This is a genomic window from Paenibacillus sp. FSL H8-0034, assembly GCF_038000305.1.
Taxonomy (GTDB): Bacteria; Bacillota; Bacilli; order Paenibacillales; family NBRC-103111; genus Paenibacillus_S.
This window is the reverse complement of record NZ_JBBOBS010000001.1, coordinates 3790727-3809756: the sequence shown is the minus strand read 5'-3', so window position 1 is coordinate 3809756 and position 19030 is coordinate 3790727. Positions and strand designations below refer to the sequence as shown.

The 19030-nt window shown below is 42.3% G+C and carries 22 protein-coding genes; 2 read left to right on the top strand and 20 right to left on the bottom strand.

The genetic code is table 11. The features are described 5' to 3' along the window. Window positions 1-119: 119 nt before the first annotated feature. Window positions 120-1085, bottom strand: a complete 966-nt coding sequence (locus tag NST47_RS17355) for a 2-hydroxyacid dehydrogenase (protein WP_341156210.1) — start codon at window positions 1083-1085, stop codon at window positions 120-122. 675 nt (window positions 1086-1760) lie between these two features. Between NST47_RS17355 and NST47_RS17350 the strand changes: the two genes are divergently transcribed. Next, window positions 1761-2036, top strand: coding sequence for an IS66 family transposase (locus NST47_RS17350; protein WP_445667383.1), 276 nt, complete (start codon window positions 1761-1763; stop codon window positions 2034-2036). Between the two features lie 84 nt (window positions 2037-2120). Here NST47_RS17350 and NST47_RS17345 read toward each other — a convergent pair whose 3' ends face one another. The 4 genes from NST47_RS17345 to NST47_RS17330 form a co-directional block, all read right to left on the bottom strand. Further along, a complete protein-coding gene (locus NST47_RS17345) occupies window positions 2121-2564 on the bottom strand; it encodes a MarR family winged helix-turn-helix transcriptional regulator (protein ID WP_341156209.1) in 444 nt (147 codons plus the stop codon). A 517-nt stretch (window positions 2565-3081) separates the two neighbouring features. Beyond that, a complete protein-coding gene (locus tag NST47_RS17340) occupies window positions 3082-3465 on the bottom strand; it encodes a hypothetical protein (RefSeq protein ID WP_341156208.1) in 384 nt (127 codons plus the stop codon). A 459-nt stretch (window positions 3466-3924) separates the two neighbouring features. Next, on the bottom strand, window positions 3925-5925 hold the full coding sequence (locus NST47_RS17335) for a fibronectin type III domain-containing protein (RefSeq protein WP_341156207.1): 2001 nt from the start codon (window positions 5923-5925) through the stop codon (window positions 3925-3927). 191 nt (window positions 5926-6116) lie between these two features. Then, complete coding sequence (locus NST47_RS17330; protein ID WP_341156206.1) at window positions 6117-7124, bottom strand: hypothetical protein; 1008 nt, start codon at window positions 7122-7124, stop codon at window positions 6117-6119. A gap of 164 nt (window positions 7125-7288) precedes the next feature. On the opposite strand from NST47_RS17330, the gene sda reads away from it, so the two are divergent. Next, window positions 7289-7432 (top strand): sporulation histidine kinase inhibitor Sda, encoded by a 144-nt coding sequence (gene sda / locus NST47_RS37185; RefSeq protein WP_445667382.1) that lies wholly within the window; start codon window positions 7289-7291, stop codon window positions 7430-7432. A 753-nt stretch (window positions 7433-8185) separates the two neighbouring features. Here the strand turns inward: sda and NST47_RS17325 are convergent. From NST47_RS17325 to NST47_RS17255, 15 genes are all read right to left on the bottom strand, one after another. Next, window positions 8186-8893 carry a hypothetical protein gene (locus tag NST47_RS17325; RefSeq protein WP_341156205.1) on the bottom strand — a complete coding sequence of 236 codons (708 nt, stop codon included), beginning with the start codon at window positions 8891-8893 and terminating at the stop codon, window positions 8186-8188. 243 nt (window positions 8894-9136) lie between these two features. Further along, a complete protein-coding gene (locus tag NST47_RS17320) occupies window positions 9137-10744 on the bottom strand; it encodes an SIR2 family protein (RefSeq protein ID WP_341156204.1) in 1608 nt (535 codons plus the stop codon). A gap of 150 nt (window positions 10745-10894) precedes the next feature. Continuing rightward, window positions 10895-11557: a glycoside hydrolase family 73 protein gene (locus NST47_RS17315; protein WP_341156203.1), complete on the bottom strand. Its 663-nt coding sequence runs from the start codon at window positions 11555-11557 to the stop codon at window positions 10895-10897. After that, on the bottom strand, window positions 11554-11832 hold the full coding sequence (locus tag NST47_RS17310; RefSeq protein WP_341156202.1) for a phage holin family protein: 279 nt from the start codon (window positions 11830-11832) through the stop codon (window positions 11554-11556). The genes NST47_RS17315 and NST47_RS17310 overlap by 4 nt, the downstream gene beginning before the upstream one ends. 13 nt (window positions 11833-11845) lie before the next feature. Then, entirely contained in the window at window positions 11846-12127 is a 282-nt protein-coding gene (locus NST47_RS17305) for a hemolysin XhlA family protein (RefSeq protein WP_341156201.1), read from the bottom strand. A 119-nt stretch (window positions 12128-12246) separates the two neighbouring features. Continuing rightward, complete coding sequence (locus NST47_RS17300) at window positions 12247-13488, bottom strand: hypothetical protein (RefSeq protein ID WP_341156200.1); 1242 nt, start codon at window positions 13486-13488, stop codon at window positions 12247-12249. A gap of 76 nt (window positions 13489-13564) precedes the next feature. Then, on the bottom strand, window positions 13565-15355 hold the full coding sequence (locus NST47_RS17295) for a hypothetical protein (protein ID WP_341156199.1): 1791 nt from the start codon (window positions 15353-15355) through the stop codon (window positions 13565-13567). Window positions 15356-15391: 36 nt separating this feature from the next. Next, entirely contained in the window at window positions 15392-15634 is a 243-nt protein-coding gene (locus NST47_RS17290) for a hypothetical protein (protein ID WP_341156198.1), read from the bottom strand. An 11-nt stretch (window positions 15635-15645) separates the two neighbouring features. Next, window positions 15646-16068 carry a hypothetical protein gene (locus NST47_RS17285; protein WP_341156197.1) on the bottom strand — a complete coding sequence of 141 codons (423 nt, stop codon included), beginning with the start codon at window positions 16066-16068 and terminating at the stop codon, window positions 15646-15648. Window positions 16069-16088: 20 nt separating this feature from the next. Beyond that, entirely contained in the window at window positions 16089-16337 is a 249-nt protein-coding gene (locus tag NST47_RS17280; RefSeq protein ID WP_341156196.1) for a hypothetical protein, read from the bottom strand. Beyond that, window positions 16334-16621: a ketopantoate hydroxymethyltransferase gene (locus NST47_RS17275; protein ID WP_341156195.1), complete on the bottom strand. Its 288-nt coding sequence runs from the start codon at window positions 16619-16621 to the stop codon at window positions 16334-16336. The genes NST47_RS17280 and NST47_RS17275 overlap by 4 nt, the downstream gene beginning before the upstream one ends. Beyond that, complete coding sequence (locus NST47_RS17270; protein WP_341159687.1) at window positions 16618-17190, bottom strand: putative phage tail protein; 573 nt, start codon at window positions 17188-17190, stop codon at window positions 16618-16620. The genes NST47_RS17275 and NST47_RS17270 overlap by 4 nt, the downstream gene beginning before the upstream one ends. 4 nt (window positions 17191-17194) lie before the next feature. Then, window positions 17195-18274 (bottom strand): baseplate J/gp47 family protein, encoded by a 1080-nt coding sequence (locus NST47_RS17265; protein ID WP_341156194.1) that lies wholly within the window; start codon window positions 18272-18274, stop codon window positions 17195-17197. A 2-nt stretch (window positions 18275-18276) separates the two neighbouring features. Then, entirely contained in the window at window positions 18277-18669 is a 393-nt protein-coding gene (locus NST47_RS17260) for a DUF2634 domain-containing protein (protein ID WP_341156193.1), read from the bottom strand. Next, the gene (locus NST47_RS17255) at window positions 18666-19028 is read right to left on the bottom strand and encodes a DUF2577 domain-containing protein (protein ID WP_341156192.1); all 363 of its coding nucleotides are present in this window, start codon (window positions 19026-19028) and stop codon (window positions 18666-18668) included. The genes NST47_RS17260 and NST47_RS17255 overlap by 4 nt, the downstream gene beginning before the upstream one ends. Window positions 19029-19030: the final 2 nt, after the last annotated feature.

Below are 19030 nucleotides of genomic sequence, written 5' to 3'. Positions count from 1 at the left end.
CGTAAGCCAAATAAAAAGAAACCCAAATTGGACATAAAGCCTTTGTCCTTCTTGGGTAACCTGATGATTGATCCTTATCCCGTTAACTTCTTGTCTCGCCATAGATCGATTTGTCTGCTTCATGCTTTATTAAAAACAGAAGGGTTTACACATGTTGCAAGCGGATTTCCTGATAGGCCGGCAAGTAAATTCTGAACAGCTAAATCAGCCATTCGATTCCGGGTCTCGTAGGTTGCGCTGCCTATATGTGGGGTAATTAAAATATTCGGCAGCGAAAGCAGTGGATGCCCTGATGGAATCGGTTCTGGATCTGTAACATCCAGTGCAGCATAAGCGATTATTTTGTTTATCAATGCATCGTATAAGGCTTCCGTATCAACAAGCCCTCCTCGTGATGCGTTTACAAAATAAACGGTAGGCTTCATCATCGCAAACTGTTCTTTTCCAAAAAGCCCTCGCGATTGAGCTGAAAGCGGGACAAGGCATATCACACAATCTGCGGTTTTCAGAAGCTCATTGAAAGGAACGTATTTTGCTCCCAATGCTTCCGCTTCCCGACGCAGCGTGCGGTTATGATAAATAATATTCATGCCAAAGGCTTGCGCTCTCTTGGCCACAGCCGTGCCGATATCACCCATGCCCACGATACCGAGCGTTTTTCCATATAAATCGATCCCCAACACTTCCTGCCACTTTCCGGTCCTCACCAATTCCCAACCTTCATGAATACGACGGGCGGCTGCCAGCAGCAGACCAAATGTAAGATCAGCTGTCGCCTCGACCAGAACACCTGGGGTGTTGGCGAAAGGAACACCATGGTTAGTGCAAGCTTCCACATTCACATTATCATATCCTACGCCTGTCTGAGCGATAACACGCAGCTTGGGTGCAGCGGACAAAAGCTCTGCATCAACCTTCACTTGTCCTGTACTGAATAACCCTTCGGCGTCCGCCAACCAATCCAGAAGCTGATCTCTTGGTATCGGGCCTTTACCTTCCCATAGTTTCACTTCACAATGTTCGAGTATCTTGTTATAAGCATTTGGCCAAGTTGGACCGGTGAGAACCACTTTATATTTCTGCACGTTACATTGCTCCTTTTTCCTGGATTCTGATTTTCTATTTTGACTATTTTACAAGTTGTCAGATCCTTTATTTAAAGGATTTTATTTCCTGTTTAGCCTTGTTCTCCTCTCCAACCTAACAATAAAGATCGGAACTATTTCCATCAATGAGACATTGTTGTTTTCACGTCTAGCACACTAGGATATTTTTGTTTTCCTTGCTGGTAGATAGATTCTAAAATAACGTCTGTGACAATCAGCCTTCTAACCCATACTTCCAAGGGAAGGGAATCAGGTTCACGTTGACTTCCTAGAGATAAAATTCAATACGCTGTTTTAATTTCTGCTTGCCTATTCGACCTACTTGTTTAAAACATAAGCTATCCCTTTCCCCTTAGGTCTCGAGTAATCTACTGCTTCTAAGAACAGAATACTTTCCAATGTATTTCTCGTGCGATTTCAATATACTCCCGATATCTGGAACTGTTTTCGATATTCTTGAAATTGCTTCAGGACGCTGGAATGATACGATAACAAGGAGAAAGATAATGTCGTGTGTTTCGGGATAATAACGCCGTGAAGGTGATAGTCATTCAGTACTTAGATAGAACGGGCTCTCACTTTATATGCATTAACGGTGCAAAATACGATGAGACCCTGAAAGCTTGACTGCACCAACAGAAATCTCCCAAAAGCTTGCTGGGGCAGGCGATTGGCTACAGCCTGAACCAGTGGGACAAACTGATGGTTTTTACGAAGGATGCAAGGTTATACGAGCACTCGATCAAGCCATCTGTGATCGGGCATAAGAACTGGCTATTTGCCCACACGCCGCGTGGAACCAAAGCCAACTCAGCGATCTATAGCGTGAACGTGACGACCAAGGGAAATGGGCTACATCCGTTCCGCTATCTCACCTGCTTGTTTGACAACTGCCTCAGTAGCCTAACCTGCAGGAGCCACAGGCGTTAGAACCCTTTTGTTCTTGGATGTACTGAACCCGTCTCTTCATCCAAAAAGAAATTAATTAGAATTCTAATTATATCGCAAAAAAATTTACTCGGGGCTATTCTTAATATGTTGAAGATGATTGGACATCTTGTTTAACAACGTGCTCAGCTGTTGCTTTTCTTCCTCAGTGAAACAAGATAAAGGATCAAACTCCTCCTCCGCTTGCAGCGCTCGATTCAAAGAAGCTAGCTTGTCTCGTCCTTCCTCCGTGATCTCAATGTTAACCATCTTTCTATTAGTCGAATCCTTACTCTTTCTAACCCAGCGCTGCCGTTCCATATTGTTAATAATGACGGTTGCGGTAGGACGATCACAGTAAAGCAGCTCAGCAATTTGCGAAGGGTTTAGAACCGTTTTAACAACAAGTTTGCGCAGTACATACTGCTGCTTTAATGTGATGTGATGAGGTACAAGCTGCTTTTGTAAATATCGCTGCCACGTTAGGAAATTGACACCTATACGAGACATTATAGAAAGTTTATTTGACATTTTGTATGAGCTCCTTACAATTAGTATTCTAATCATAATATACAATATCCTAAATAGGAGCACAAGACGTGAGAAAAAAGACTTGAACGTATAAGCCTATTTTTACATGGTAAAAACAACCTAAAGTGTTAGTCTAAAAACAAAAAAAGCCTTGATATACAAGACTTTTTTCTTGGTATGCGGTCGGCGGGATTTGAACCCGCACGTCCATGGGACACTACCCCCTCAAGGTAATTTGTGGCATTAACTAGCTATAACTACATTACTTAAACCCTTGTTAATCAAGGGTTTTTCTTGTTCGTATATGTTCCTATTTATACTTGTTTTCCCTAATTAAAATTGCATTCCGTCCCCATTCCGTCCCCGCGTTCTAGTGAGTTTTCGCTACTGCGGTTCGGTTTTTTTCTTAAAACAAAAGCCCGAGGGATGCTTTCCCCCAGGCTCTTTTTGCCGATTCTTTCGGACAAAACTAATATACCATATTATGGGTATCAGTACAAGAATGTATCGGTAGACTTTACTCCTTCATTTTGACTAATAGGCTCTTAACGAACTCCCCCATCATTACACTGATCCTCGACCTCACCACATCGCGCATAACAGAAAACGGATACTCATAGCCGCGGCAAATATATTTATAATGCAGGTCATCATCCATGCGCGTATTATCTTCAAAAACCTTGATTTTTCTGGCCTTGAGTTCGAGCTTATTTTTGACCATTTCGACATGAATGCGATTCATGAGGATCTCTGTGGCTGCTATGTAATACCTGCGAAGCATGTTGGTGGATAGTTCGAACTCCTTGCCGTTCCTCTCTATCATGGTAAGCATCATAGGCAGTAATAGCGAGTTCAGTATCATTTCCTGTTCTTCCTCTGTGGGTTTTTGTACAGTGGTCATGCTGTCACCCTCCCTGCAACTAGCTGGATAGCCAGGATGTTATCGATTCGAAACACCCGCGGCGCTTTACGTTGCAGGCAATAGGCCATCACACTGCCTGGTCTGATGGTCCTGACTTCGATCAGCCGCTGTGTGATTTGTCCATCTGCGCCCACGTAGATGATTTCTATGGTTTGCTATGTGCTTCAATATCTCCTTTTCCAAAGCAGACACCTCCAGATTATACGAACATATATTCCTATTATACCCATAATAAGCGAACATACATTCCCGTATCAAGAGGTATTTTTATGCAAGCAAAAAAAGCCCTCAATCCCGAAGGAGTGAGGACTTTGCTGTATTTTATGGAGCTAGTGTATACTCATTAACCTCATACAGCTCGATCTTATTAAATGCGATATTATCTTTTCTGGAAAGGAAGCTTGCTTTGTTGAACGAATTATCTGAAGAAAAATTATTTTATTGTACCTGCATCATTTCGATACCTTCTAGGGCGGCCCAAGTACCGCCTTGGCTTGCAGTTATATAAACTCTATATTTTTTAAAAGCGGTAGTGTTAGTGAATGTATAGGATCTCAACTCATGTGATCCCCATCCCGGTTGATTGGTTTGTGTATCAAGAGTTGTCCATTTAATGCCGTCATTGGTTCCTTCAAATGTCCACGATTTCAAAGAATTTGGTTCATTCCCAGCTAACGTAAAAGCTGTAAGAGTATATTTATTTATGATTTTCTCACTACCAAAATCATAAGCTATCCAGTGAGGGTGACCCGATGCACTATACCAATAAGTATCATTTGACTTATCAAATGCCATATAAGCTTCATGTCCTGACCATACACCACTTGAGCTAGCTACACCAGATGGTGAAGTATTACTCGTCATGGTGGGAATAACATTTTGGGAATAAGTCGGTTGTGTGGTCGTGCCATTAACAACATTTGACATAGATGAAATATTATTCGCTTGATCACGTGTTTTAAGAGCAAAATAATAAGTTGTATTGGCATTCAAACTGTTAATAATCATCGATTGAGAGGTCCCTGCTACTGTAGGAGCAGGCTCGCCTGTCACTTGTGATGCAGTTGTCCAGTTAGCTTCATTAATTTGTGATGTGCTGTATCGAATATCATAATACGTTGCTGTTCCTACTGATCCGTCATTACCAGGAGCTGTCCAGCTTAAATTTATTGAAGATGAGGTGGGGGTTCCAGTTGTTAAATTTGTCACGGCCGCAGGTGCAGTTGTATCCAGATTGCCTGGATTACCGGGATTTTCAGGACTGCCAGAGGTTTCTCCTTGCTTCCATGCTTGTCCTCCATTGATGATGACAGTAGCGTTTCCTTTTGTTCCGTCCACCCATCCACTCGCAATTAATGAGTATGATTCCGAGTCAACTTCAATTTTTCCAGAATAGACACGATCAGCACAATTATTATTGGAACCGCCAAAAGTTATGTGATATAGACTTGTCTCATTACCAGCAAGCTGAAATGATGTAGCTGGAACGATTGTAGATTCGATTCCGTCATAAGATGAACCTGCCGTCGACAGAGAAGCCCCATTCTTTTTGTAAAGAAATAATTTTAAATCTGCCACACTACTTTTCAAATTAGTAATGTTTAGGGATAAGTCCATAGATTGTGAGACTGAACAAAATGAGTTCATTGGTATTGAGAACTCTTTAATGTTTTGATCGACTTCGGAATTACTACTTGTAGGTGTCGCGGACGCTTCGTTGGAGTTGCCGCTTTCTCCGAAATCATTTAATGCTGTGACTACGTAGTAGTAGGTTGTACCGTTAGTGACAGTTGTATCGGTGTAAGGCGATCCGTAGACGTTGGTAGCTATTGTTGTGTAAGGACCGCCAGCAGTTGTTGAACGCTTGATGTTGTAGCCAGCTGCCCCAGTTACGGCAGTCCAGGTGACGGTGACTTGAGAGTTACCAGCGGAAGCAATTAAATTAAGAGGAATAGAAGGGGCTACTGGAACACCATCAATTATTTTTATGTTATATACTTTTAAATTTGCTCCATCTACCAATATACCGTTTGTTAATGAATGAATGGGAAATGTAATAACTTTCGTTTCTTTAGTATTTGTAAAAACTACATTTCCTTGTGCGTTTTGATTCGTGGTGCCGTTATATGTATTAAATGCCCTAAATGTTGAGCTTGAGGTTGTTGACTCTGCAGTAATCATAATACTATACGTTTGGTTAGCAGGAATTGTTGGATTAATACAAAGCGCTTGATAAGGCCAATTAGATCCATAATTAGCAAATGTGTTGATATCATTATCATAGGATTTTTCATAATCTAATGCTTTTAAATATTCTGGACTGTTTGCAGGGGTAAAACAACCATCAGATAGAGTATAGGATTGGGATTGAGCCGATGCAGAATTAATAATTGATAAGAACATAATCAAAGCAATAAAAACAAAAGTTACTTTTTTCAAAACAAATCTCTCCCTTATATTCCAATTTATTATGTATAAGACAAATAGTAGATTACAATATATTCCATGGATTGTCTAAACTTATAATCCCATTTAATGTAATTAAAGGATTGAAAGCGGTGATGATTCTGTAATGTCATGAAAAACAAAAAAAAACCCTCAATCCGAAGGAGCGAGGGCTTTGCTGTATTTTATGGAGCAGGTGTATACTCATTAACTTCGTATAGCTCAATCTTATTAAATGCGATATTATCCTTACGCGTTAGAAAGCTGGCTTTGTTGAACGATTTATTGATCGTATAGACTTCTGCCCCAGTCCCAGCTGCGCGTGCAGCATACCAGGTGGTGAAGCTGTTTACTTCGGTCATAGATAGATCGTATTCTTTTTCAAGACCGCTAACGAGGGTTACAACGAGTAATGCTCTGTTGCCTGTAGGTGGTATTACTGTTCCTTGTGGTGTAGCTGACGCTTCATTTGAATTACCACTCTCTCCGCCTGCATTAACTGCTGTAACCACGTAATAGTAAGTTGTACCGTTTGTAACTGTAGTATCTGTATATGGGGAGCCGTATACGTTGGTAGCAACTGTAGTGTAAGGTCCGCCTGCAGTTGTGGAGCGTTTGATGTTGTAGCCTGTAGCTCCAGTGACCGCAGTCCAAGTTAAGTCGATCACAGCATTACCGGCTACTGCATTCAAATTAATAGGGATACTAGGGGGAGTTGGAGGAACTTGATCGTATACATCTAAATCGTAGACTCTATAGTAATCAGATGGCATAGGGCCTATTACGTGGTATTCGACAAAGGATACATTTTCCACGTTGATTGGTACTATTTTATTATCTGTGTCAGATATAGTAAGACTTTTAATAACGCCTTTATTGGCATTTAAAAATGAAAGTGTCAGGCTAGTATTTGCTTTTAAAAAATAACCCTTAATATTTCTTTGGGGAGTTGCACCAACGAATTTTATTCTCATCATGCCGCTATTTGAGGAAAAATACCCTGAGGTTTCTAAGTCACCATCAGCCATAAGATTCGAATTCGCAGCGGCCGCCCCAAAATCTCCTTGAGAAATACCAGTTGATGGAGCCCTTAGTAAGCCCCTTGGATAATCATCAGCTGCGAAAATGGATGACACTGGAATAATTAAAAATACTATTACAGCTAGCAATATAACTGACAAATACTTCTTCAAACAAATCTCTCCCTTATCTTCCAATTTATTATGTATAAGACAAATAGTAGATTACAATAACTTTCATGGATTGTCTAAACAAATAAAACCATATATTGTAAATATAAGTCGATATTTGCATAATTCTTATAGGTGAAGGGATAGGAGCCTTCGCAATAAGGAGAATGATTTCAATACTGAATACAGTAAATAACAAGGATCTACTTGAATACTACAACCTGGCGATTGAACATAGAGTCGATAAAGCATTTATTGAATTACTTGAGATGGAGTTAGTTCGAAGGGGAGTTATCTTTAAGCAACGGTAAGGGGAAAGTCAGGAGTAATAACAAATAAAATATGAGCGAATGGCTTCTAGTCCTTCACCGGTTGGACCCCGTTGGCGATGCTGGCGGGGTAAGGATAATTTTCCTCACCTTTATTCGGTCCATGGTTGTAATCTCATCTGCACACTGACTATACATATCTACTAAAATATGGATTGACATGATATAATTTGTTCATCTAACCTACATGAGGTGTACACACATGACTCCCTTTGATGATCTCAATAAACCACTAATAGAGTACTTCCCCATTAAAAGTGAATGTCTAAACAAAGATGTATCATGTCTTAAAGAAGTTGCGAACGAGGATGATTTTAAACCAAGCGTAACAATAACTATCACATCCTCCATCAAGTCATAAATGCGAATGGGAAGGAAATAAAAAAAAATTAGAAACCTCGGCAAGGAATGCCAATCATTGCTTTACTCATTGCTAAAAAGAATTTCAGAAAATCCGTCCGCCGTGATCCATTACTTCTACGTTCACCCAATCCAGACTTCCCCTACACCTTCTCCTACACAAGACGAAAAACTACCAACTCGAAAGAATACGAGAAAAGAAGAAATTGAGGCACGGTTACGACAAATGGGATTTATCATTTAAATAAAAAAAAGCCCTCGATCCTTGAGGATGTGAGCTTTGATATTCTCAATGGCATGGTGTTATGGAAAGTATACTTTCCCCTAAATAATTGTCAATGGCAAAAGTAAAGCCATTTGAGGAGAACCCTATTATTAATCCAACCACCGAGTATATGTGGTATCCGACAATCCTGGACTCTTATCCTTATTACCCCGCATAATACACATGCTAGCTTCCCCAGCCATATAAGACGTGTATTTACCAGCAGGGTGCCTGTAGCCTTCCCGATGCAACCATGCATGTTGAAGCGATCCTCCAAGAAATACTGTGCTTACACTTGTTTTATTGAGATGATCTGCATTAATTAGCACAGATAGCGAAGCAGTCTCGGGATTAGACGCATTCACACCTTTAACTGTGGAGCTACCTGATTTTTGATACATGATATAGGCTTTGGACGCTCTGCCGAAGCCATTAGCAGTAATCTGCGTTGTGAATCCGTCCATTTGAACTGAAGCAGCAACAGATCCATTTGCTAGTTTCTCTTCAAACCAAACAGGAGCTAGATTGAAGCGAGCATATTTATTACAGCAATTCTGATAATTGGACTCTTCTCCACTGTCGAGTTGATCAAAATGAAGCTCCCAATTGCCAAGTACAATACTAATCATCTGTCTGATCCGATTCACCTGTGCCGTTGTAAATCGTGTATCCACGTAAAAAGTCATCACCGCTGGCAACGCCTCGCTCACAGGTGCATCAGGCACAGACACTTTAATCATCTTATACGTAGCCATCGCCTTAACTCTCTTGATCGGTGGGAATATGAAATTCTTCCCTTTCTTAATGATATCTCCCAAATCAACCACCCTCCACAATAGGCATATTGGAGTTATCATATGTCGGGAGGGTTAGGATTGATTAGGCTTAAAATTTTCCTGAACTACATAGAAAAACCCTTCACCTGTGGGAGCGTGAAGGTGGCTGTGCATTATCATTTATACCTCTGGATGATAATCCATACAAAAATTTGTAACTAATTTCCTATTGTTTTTTTTGTTTTATGGGATATAATAAAATTATCAACAAGGGGTTAGTGGCAATCACTGAGGTGATTCGGCGCTAACCTCTATATTATTGTATGCCAAATCATAAGCGAGCAACAATCTTCTGAATTGCGTAGATGGAGATGCAATTCCCAACTCCTTAGTATAAATAATTTTGCCTTTAATATAACTTAATAGGTCATCTTGAGGGACATGCAATACATTATGAGCTACTATATCATATTCTTTATCTTGTTTGTATTTTGCGGCAAGAATTTCCTGAATAGATTTTGTTCTGATTCTGTTTGACCCAGTAATGGAAGAAATACAACTTTCAACATTTTTATTGTTATTTATTCTCTGTTTTATTTTTTCTTTTTCATTAGAATTTAGGCTAGCTTTATCAATATCAATACCTTTTGTATACCTTACAAAAGGAACTCGCCCACTCTGACTTGCTATAAACCTCAAAGCAATATCTGTTTGAAGACCATTTTCAAAAAAGAAATACTCGTAAAAATAAGTCATTAAATCAGGCATTTTAAATATATACCTAGCGTCCCCTAATGCAACGACTAAGTTTACGTCCCCGATCCTTTTTTCAATTTCTCCAAGGTCCTCCGGAGATACGAGAAATTCGTTTAGAGTTCCTTTTTTACCTGTATCAACTATCAATTTTTTGAGAACATGCTGATACTTCCTTACCTCCGCAGGAGATATCCCTTGATTAATATCGACAAGTTTACTATAAATTTCTTTGTAATTATCTGTTCTAACTACTGTATATTCACATCCAAGTTCATTTTCATAATATTGGGACTCATTGATCTCTTGGTTTCCTTGGTCCCTTTCTACGATTATGATCCGTGATGCCATGCGTTTAATCTCAACCGGAGTCATCGATGAGGAAAAATCTTTGATTATCTCTCGAATATTCATATCTGTTAGAGAATAACCCATAAAAATAATTGGCGAATGAATTAGCAATGAAATAATTTTTGCACTTATTAATATCGAATTCTTTGAAAACCTGTCATAGTCAGCTTTAGAAATTACGATAGAATCAGGTTTTTCAGTGCTGCCATGTAACTTATAAATCTCTGCCCATCCATAAGTTTGTTCAAAGAATCCTGATTGCCCGACATATTTTTTTAAGCCATTGGTATTGATGGAATTGAAACAATCTTCAATTAAATTATCGTAGTTTGTAGTTAAAATAATTTGCGTCTTGTTTAAAAATTTTTTGAATAATGTTAGTTCTTCATCGTTTCCCTCTTTTAACGTGTAGGAACTGAATTTGTTTGATATAGCTTTTTTAAAGGGTGATAATCGATCATTATATGCCTCTTTAAAATTTAGATTCTCAATGGTAATTTCACCTTTAAAAAAAGCAGTGTTAAATGAAGATTCTATTACCGTACCAGCTTCTATGTTGGTCAAATACATAATTTCATTATCAGGTGCATTGGGATTTGCAGCTTTAATTTCAGATCTGAGTGTATTTAAATAAGCATAAAAGTCATCATTTTGGTTAATTTGATTCCAAAATGATTCCAGTAATTCTGGCCAACTTGGAAATTCTTGAACATATCTTTTTGATATTCCAGACCCTATAAACACAATCGGATATTCATTACTACCTTTCAACAAATCAAAAACCGACATATTTCTCCCCCCCTTCATTTTAGCTTATATTATACTCTATAACGGGCCTATCTTCCTATAAAAAATATAAATAAATTCCAAATTATAAGATAGACTGGTAAGTGAATTAAAAATGCCCTCAATCCTAAGAAAAGAAGGCATTGTTAACTACTAAACTTCAATTCCTCGATCTACCCTACCATCTAGCACCGTATTCAGGAATCCCAGCTCTGAAGCTGTAAGTGTCTTGTCTACAATCTTTTGCATCCAGTCCCATCCAAGCTGATCCGCGTTATAAGCAGCTCCCATCACTTTGTACAGCATATCCCATTGCCAGTCTTCCAGTTTCATCGACATATTTGTTTCATCCTCCTTGATTGTTGGTTCTTCCAAAATATCGTATTTATCCAGCCCACTTGCCTGAATGATTTGTATCAGTTTTGCCGCATACTTGGGATCAGTTGCGTAACCGACATTCTGCAAGCATCGTGCAGCGCCGACATAATCCAGCTCCTTGCAGCAGTCAAAAAAACCAGCTCGACCATAACGGCTATTCTCAACCAAGAAATTACTATGATCAATTACAGATCCTTCCCAGCTGTCATAGGTCCTGAACCCTCCTACAATGCTGAGCCAGTGACCGTTGATGTATTCGGTAGTCTGGAACTCTTGCCCGGTCCCTTTGATCCCAAACAGGTTATTACCGGGCACAGCAGCTCCCCATCCACTTTCAATAGCTCCCTGGGCAATGGTGATACTGGCCAGCACTCCGGTTCGCCGTTGCTCGGCTACAGCCATAGGTGCGATGATAGTAATAAAGTCTTGTGCTTTCACTGCTTCTCATCCCCCTTACTGGCCTGCTTGACGGCTTTATAAACTTCATAGCCATATACGGCGACAGCTCCAATCAAAATACCTTGCAGTACCGATTGCGGCGAAGGTCCAAGAATTAAAAGTGAGAATATGACCGCGAAGACGGTCACAAAAATAATTATGGTCCAATTTTGAACCTTTGGGGATTGCTTTAGGGTAAATCCGATGATCCAGCAAGCAGCAAGAACCAGAAATAATTGCGGGTCGATCAATTGTGCTATTGCGTTCCATTCCATTAACAACAACTCCCTATTTTATGTTTAGGCCGCCTTTTAATATGAAGCCAAGAACAGCAAGAATAATTCCACCAATGATCGTAGTCGCTAACCACGTGTTGATCTTATCAATCTTATCCAGGCGGTGATGTGCTGCCTTGGTGGATTCCATAGCTTTTTTTGCGAGATCGTCCACATCATCGATTTTCCGTGATAGATCCTTAAAGGTGTCCATCTTAGTAGAGAGCTCGCGCAGATCAATTCTCACGTTGGTAAGTTGATCCTGAATTTTTTGCATATCTTCCGGTTGTGGCATATCGCTCCCCCTTTCTTGTTTTGGGTAAAAAAATAAACCCGATTGCTCGGGCATAATCTGTTATCCGTATGCTTGACAGAATGCTATCAATTCAGGAATCATGAGCCCAAGCTTCATGGTTATTGGATTGCCAAATATTGGGCGTAACATTGTAAACCGACGTTAGTATTGTTTAGCCCTGTGAATCTAATGTTGAAACCCACAGAAGTCATGCTTCCTTGTGGGCTACCCCAAGTACCTACACCCGTCTGTACGTTATGCCAACCAGCAGTGTTAAAACCGTCTATGCCTCCTGAATACGTCACCATGAACACACTACCGCTGGACACTATCCGTAGATGGCATATGAAGAAGCCGGGCTGGAATCCTACATTGACATCGTAAGACCACGTAGCACCTGATACAATGGCTGAGTTAGGCGTATTACCCACTACTTGTGTTCTTCGAGCAACTGTCCCCACTACACCAAACAAGGGCACTCCCTCTGCAATGTTCTCGGCCTTTAAGTTTGCATCACCGTATACCACACCACCCTCAATATAACCTGCAGGCAAGCCTTGGTTACTTACACCTGGCATGATTGCTGGAGTACCATTGTTAGGCATAGTACCAGCAGCACCCGCAACGCTATGTCCTGTTAATAGAGCCGCAGTATTGACGGCTACCTGTGCAACCACACTGCCGTTATGTCGTCCGTTCGGTACAGCCACGTTAGCCAATGCACTTGGCGTTAGTACAACAGCTCCATTGTCTGGCATTGCTCCAGGAATCCCTGTGCCTGCTGGCGTACTAAACGTCTTGCCAACCAGTACATCAGCTGCTACCGCATTACCCGCGGCGAGTGGTATATTGTTTATTTTTGTAGCCAATTGGGGGAATGTGTCGCTGTTTGAAGCTGGTACACCCTTGCCAGTGATTGCGGCAGCGACGGCCGTTTTACCATCACTGGCTTGCGTAAAAGCTGCGTCTGCCCTGGTATATGCGGCGTCTGCTCTGCTTTGTGCTGTAGCCGCCGCGCCGCTGGCCGTGGCTGCTGCTGTCATCGCCGCGTCTGTTTCATTTTTTCGTGCTACGTCATCAGCTGCAGCAGGTGCGGCCGCCTTTAATCGGCCAGCAAGGTCACGCTTCGCCAATGCGGAAGCTGTGGCCGCTGAGGTTGCCGCGTCCAAGGCTGCTTTGTCCGCTGGAGACATAAACCCTGCTTCAGAACTTGTAGCGTTGGCGTGTGCCGTCCCGCCTGCTCCGATGTGATCTTGCAGAGTTCCACCGTCAGAAGACATCACGTTTTTTGCTTTGGTAATTGGGTGTAATACATCCCAATCTGTGCCGTTATGCTTTTTGAGCAAGATGTTTTTTGACATCGTTTAAGCCTCCTTTAAATTTCAAGTGCAAAAAGAGCACAGGGTAAGTGTGCTCTGCAACTAATCTATGTTAAATCTACAAGGCACTTAACTTGTCTTGTATTTCTTTCCAATGTGCTCCATCGCGTATAGTTGAACCTGGAACTATGGATGGTACGGCCCAAGTCACAGAACTTTGTCCACCAATAGCCATCACTATCTCTTCGAAGGATGTTCTTAATAAAAGAAGGTCTGCTGCTGAAACTTCTGTTACACCTGCTTCTATTGTTAATCCGCTTATCTCGGCAAGCCCATATGCCACCCGAACAAGGTTGAGCTGCTGCACGAGATAGGCAACCGAGCTGGCCTTTATGTTGCCTGAGTTCGCAACGAATTCATTGTTTTCCCAGTCTGTGGGGGTCACGCCAAAGTGTACAATGAAGGAATAAGTCGATAGATCGTAATTATCATAAGCAATAACGCGGATGTATGTTGTCCCTGTAGGGAGATCAACACTCGGACGAGTATATGCGAATGATCCAGACACCTTGGCTATCGAGACGGAATCTGACGCGAAAACATTAGCATCAAAGTTTGGCTCATCGGCTGTCGAATATTTAACGACCAAAGCCGCTAACGTATCCCCTTCGGCATCAGTATTCGGAACTGAATACCTTATTAACGGTCTTTTATTAAGGACCGTTTTAAAGGATGACGGCAGTATTGTCGAGGGATCTAGTTTATTATTAAATGCAGCTCCACCTTTGTGATAGTATACATATGTGGGAGAAGACAAAGTATAAATTGCATCGAAACCCGATACATATTCGTATCCAGAAGGTGTATCCACTGATCTTACTAAACTAGAACTGGAAAGCGTATTCGTAAGGACTGAATTCGAGCTAACCCAAGTCGTGCCTGTTAAGGACTTTCTGAAATAGAATGCATACGCATGTGAATAAGGGCCGAATTGAAAAATAACAAATTCATTAATACTGTCAAAGAAGATTTTCATAGGATAGGCTGTATTGTTAGGGGCCCCTGCTGCAGGTACATTAATTATGGTTGCAGGTGTACTCCATGATGAACCCCCATTAATAGATTCCATCCACTTTACATCTGTGCCGGAAGTATTAGCGGATGCTGTAGTTCCGACACAGTAAGTAATAATAATACGACCTATATTATCGGAGCCTTTTATAAAGCTTGCCACCGGGCGTTTTACGTATACTCCAGATGAGGAAGTTATTATGTTATTTAAAGACGAATACGTCGATGAGCTATTTGTAAATTTAGTCATAGCTAAAGTTACGTTAGTGGCACTGACATACTTTGCGGAAAAGATATAGAAATTGCTATCGCTGTCCGCCGTGATCGTTAAAGGATTGGATCCCAGATTCGTACTGGTGCCCACGTTTAGGGTACTTCTACCAGTCCAAGTCGCACCGAAGTCATCACTGTACACGGCGGATCCGGTCGTCCCACTAAATAAGTATGCTACCATCAGTCTTCCGTTCGGCGCAACGCATAAGTCATGGCCGAAGGACCCAAATGAAGCTGTCGTAGAAAAAACGTTGGCCAGGGTTCCTATGTTGTCAGTAAGATTAAACACGGTGACGCCGACAGCATTTGTGGCGATTATGAAATACGCTTTTCCGCCCCCAAGCTTTAGCCGTGCGTTGCTAATAGTACTTGCTGGCGATGTAGGGGAAGATCCATCGGGAAACGCTGCCACACTCCAAGTTGCGCCGTCATCTGTTGATTTCCTTATGATCGGGACGGAGGCTGAAGTATACTGCGCATTCATTACCCATATAGTACCTGCCGAATCACGTACTGCTGAATCTGGATTTAAAATATTATTAACATTAGATGTATCTATTATCACTGGAGACGCTATTGGCATATGCTTCTATTCACCCCATTAAGAATACGTTCTGGCAATAGCTAATTTTGCAAAAAGTTCTGCAATTGCATCTTCTACATTTGTGGCATTAGTATTATTTGCAACATCAGCAATATGAATATCCGAAGCATTTGTGCTTCCCCCCGGTATTTCCGCTATCCGCTCTTCCAGACCCTCAACCAATTCTACCTTTGTAACTGGGAACAGCGCGTCCCATGACGCGCCGTTCTTCGCTTTCATCTGGATATCTTTATCAGCCATTGTTCAGCCCCCTATGCAAGTTCTTCATACCAAAAGTCAGCATTGGTCGGTTCAACCGTGCTTACAGCTATTTTCGATCCTGCAGCAGGCAGATCCGCCCATGCAGCACTACCGGCCGTAGCCCCGGCTGTCAGCACCTTACCATTGTTGGTTGTTCCTGTAGCTGGAACGTGGGTGTTTCCATCTCCGGTTGGGTGCGTATAATTGTTGGCTCCACTCGCGATTCCTGCAAGCTTTGTCTTGTCATCCGATGTGTAATCTTCTGTTGATAGTTGCTTTCCATCTACCTTGTCAACCTTACCTTCTACTTCACCAGCTACCAAAGTCGTTACCTGATCCACCAGACCATCAATCAACCCTACTTTAGTTTTCGGGTACAAGTTATCCCAATCCGCACCATTTTTAATTTTCATTTGAATATTTTTGTCTGTCATTTCTCAACACCATCCCTTTTTTATTCTTCATCCAACCAAATTGGTTCACTGCCGTCGAGCGCTGCATTTTCAATGACCACGCCACCGCCACCAGGATCGTAATCTTCGCCCACATCTTCAAGCCAAAAAGTATGTGTGTCGGGATTAGCTGGCTCAACACTGGAGAGGATTACGACTGCCGTCTCTGCAAGTCGCTTCTCAATCCTGTTCATATCAGTTTCCGTAACTAAATCGTCGTATTGCCAATTCGTCTTAGGAACATAGGTCATACTGTCACCTCGCTGACCTTCATTTTTTGTTTGATGATGGTATCGCTCGTAATCGGTATATATACAGCATTGGAGCTAACTACGACATCCGAGTTGCTCCTGAGCTCAATCAGTTCGGCAGTTACCACCGAACCATGAGGTATCATATATTCCAGTTCAACCGTATGATCACTCACTTGCCGGATATAAAACGATGTGATTTCAACCGTGTTATTGACAACCACCTTCATAATCTTATCCTTCGTGTACGTGGCCAGCTCCGTCAAATAAGTTGTAGGAATCATTTAATCTGCACCTCCTGCTCACGAATAGAAAACGGTGTGCTCCCTAATCTCCAAGAGCTACCCAACCGCGTCATGCGGTGAAGGGGTGTACTCCACATGTGTTCTACCAGCGTTAGCGTATCGGCAAGAGCTGTCTCTTGATAGTAAATGAGATTGGCAGGCTTCATCAGTCGGATGACATGTTCAATCTCTAAAAAATGAGCTGCATCTGGGATCTTAAGCTTGATGGTAAGAATAAAGTTCTGAATATCGAGATCCACCGTAGCCACACCTACACCGACAAGCTCATCAAGTCTGTTCTGCAAATAACGTGCCGTGAACGGTGGGCGAGTGGAATACCGATGAATGAGCCGTTTGCGCCGGAAGTCCAAGATTTCAACGGTTGGATCTGCCCGGATATCAAGCTGCTGTTCCCGCCGCTTTATTGCCTGCACGTTCGATGTCATTACAAATTGATTATCTAACATCTGCTTAACTTGAAGAATCAGAGAGTCAAACTCTATATCCTCCGTATCCGTTATCTCAACCATTTCTTTCAATCCGTGGTACTGCATTGGCAAGTATTCCATAAGTTTAGTCATGCAGCGTCACCGTCCCAAGCGCTGGTATTTGCTCACCGGCCAATGTAATATTGGCAGCAGCACCATTGATCATCGTGCCGGTGATATCAGTTATTCCCCACACGGCTAGAATCCGCGCCTCGACCTGGGCAACACGTACAACGAGTTCCGATTCTGCCGCCCATGTCTGTCGCAAAGAGAGTAGATATGCACCAATGATTGTCTCGACTTCATCCTGGACCTGCCCTATGGTGACACCATTACTGAGTGTAAGAGTTGTTTCAACATGGATAGTCGTGTTGCTAACACCTGTAATCGTCACGCTATGACCAATCGGCGCAAACCCTATTCCCTCTCCGCTATTGATAACAGGGTCAATGGCCGTCTGGATCTCGTCAATCAACTCCGGCGATGGAACTGAGTAATCTGAGGTGATAATCGTTGCCTTGACCGTCCCGCCTCCTGCCCAAGCTGGGAATATTTTCACACCCCCGACTCCGGGTATCTCTCCGATTTTTTGCTTGTAATCCGCAATGTTGCCCCCGAATGGCTGCTCGTTAAGCATAGCGAAGTAGCGCTGCCGCAGGGCTGCATCCGTCTCAGTGTCCTCACCCGGTACAAGCACATCCGAGAGAACCGCACTAGACAAACCATTAACATAATCGATTGGCAGCAGAGCACCGAAGTACTGATTTCCCACTGTGCCTGCCGTTTCACATTCCAATACAAAAATGCCCGTGGATAACCTTTCTATAATTACATAACTAAGTTGATTGGCTGCGTACCGGCTACCAATAGGCACATCGAATAGTGCGCTTGACGCTCCATAAAATAGCCCTTTTCGCCGCGCCTTTGTTGCCTGCTCCCGCTCGACACCGAATTCCGCTGTACGCCGCTCCAGGTACTCGCCACTGGAGGTATCTGCAAAAGAGAAGTTGATATTGTCATCCAGTTCTGAGTACAGTCTCTTCAATTCCCAAGCAGCTGGAGCCAGAGCATCATAGACAATACTACCTTCTCGCTTGTCTACATCATCAGGCACCACGGCAAGCATACGGGCCATGATGATTTGAAAGGTTTGATTTTCGTACATGCTCATACTCCTTTCTGTGCCTCGAAACTGCCGAACTGTGTGACTACCGTAAATACTGCCAAAGCTTCATCACCATTAACGGATATGTCCATGTTCTGCAAATCCAAGATTCGATCATCCTGTAACAATGCCGTTCGGATACGCCTGCCTAATTCTGTCCGGATGTAAGCTTCACTCTTCCCTTGTAAATCAACCACTTCCGCTCCATAATTGCTGCTAAATATCAGATGTTCGAATCTTTCCGTTTGCAGGATCTGGGATACGGTTTGCTTGACCGACTCTAAACCATCAATCGTACCCACAATTCGCTGCGATATCGGGTCGATCCGATAAGTCTTGCTCGGCTGCTGGGCCGTTCCCGGATCATTTGCAAGCGTCCCCCCTTGTGGAATCATGACTGCACCACCCTATCTAAAATTACGTATTGCTGCCCACCCTGAACGCGGAGAAGCAAGACAACATCGTTAATTTCTAAACCACGGCGGATCACGATAGGCTCCTGTAAAGTTTCTTCCGTGCTCCTTGTTGTATCGCCGCTATCACTGGCATCTAGGTAAGTGTGCAGGTGTTTCAAGTCAATCTCATAATGTGTCATCGACTCCGGTACCAACAAAAAATCCTCCGTCAGTGGGTCCCTTTGTGGATCAAGGGTCACTTCAAGAGGATTTAATTGGATTACCTTACCTGTGAAAATGGAAGCTGGATAACCAGCTTGTATGACTCCTATGCTCGTGGACTTCATGATTTCTAACATCT

What these genes read in the sequence shown, in the direction of transcription:
- NST47_RS17345 (WP_341156209.1), bottom strand. Translation starts at nt 2,564, where the DNA reads ATGTCAAATAAACTTTCTATAATGTCTCGTATAGGTGTCAATTTCCTA.
- NST47_RS17280 (WP_341156196.1), bottom strand. Translation starts at nt 16,337, where the DNA reads ATGACCTATGTTCCTAAGACGAATTGGCAATACGACGATTTAGTTACG.
- NST47_RS17260 (WP_341156193.1), bottom strand. Translation starts at nt 18,669, where the DNA reads ATGATTCCACAAGGGGGGACGCTTGCAAATGATCCGGGAACGGCCCAG.
- NST47_RS17265 (WP_341156194.1), bottom strand. Translation starts at nt 18,274, where the DNA reads ATGTACGAAAATCAAACCTTTCAAATCATCATGGCCCGTATGCTTGCC.
- NST47_RS17270 (WP_341159687.1), bottom strand. Translation starts at nt 17,190, where the DNA reads ATGGAATACTTGCCAATGCAGTACCACGGATTGAAAGAAATGGTTGAG.
- NST47_RS17300 (WP_341156200.1), bottom strand. Translation starts at nt 13,488, where the DNA reads ATGTCAAAAAACATCTTGCTCAAAAAGCATAACGGCACAGATTGGGAT.
- NST47_RS17255 (WP_341156192.1), bottom strand. Translation starts at nt 19,028, where the DNA reads ATGTTAGAAATCATGAAGTCCACGAGCATAGGAGTCATACAAGCTGGT.
- NST47_RS17275 (WP_341156195.1), bottom strand. Translation starts at nt 16,621, where the DNA reads ATGATTCCTACAACTTATTTGACGGAGCTGGCCACGTACACGAAGGAT.
- NST47_RS17290 (WP_341156198.1), bottom strand. Translation starts at nt 15,634, where the DNA reads ATGGCTGATAAAGATATCCAGATGAAAGCGAAGAACGGCGCGTCATGG.
- sda (WP_445667382.1), top strand. Translation starts at nt 7,289, where the DNA reads ATGATTTCAATACTGAATACAGTAAATAACAAGGATCTACTTGAATAC.
- NST47_RS17305 (WP_341156201.1), bottom strand. Translation starts at nt 12,127, where the DNA reads ATGCCACAACCGGAAGATATGCAAAAAATTCAGGATCAACTTACCAAC.
- NST47_RS17340 (WP_341156208.1), bottom strand. Translation starts at nt 3,465, where the DNA reads ATGACCACTGTACAAAAACCCACAGAGGAAGAACAGGAAATGATACTG.
- NST47_RS17320 (WP_341156204.1), bottom strand. Translation starts at nt 10,744, where the DNA reads ATGTCGGTTTTTGATTTGTTGAAAGGTAGTAATGAATATCCGATTGTG.
- NST47_RS17285 (WP_341156197.1), bottom strand. Translation starts at nt 16,068, where the DNA reads ATGACAGACAAAAATATTCAAATGAAAATTAAAAATGGTGCGGATTGG.
- NST47_RS17310 (WP_341156202.1), bottom strand. Translation starts at nt 11,832, where the DNA reads ATGGAATGGAACGCAATAGCACAATTGATCGACCCGCAATTATTTCTG.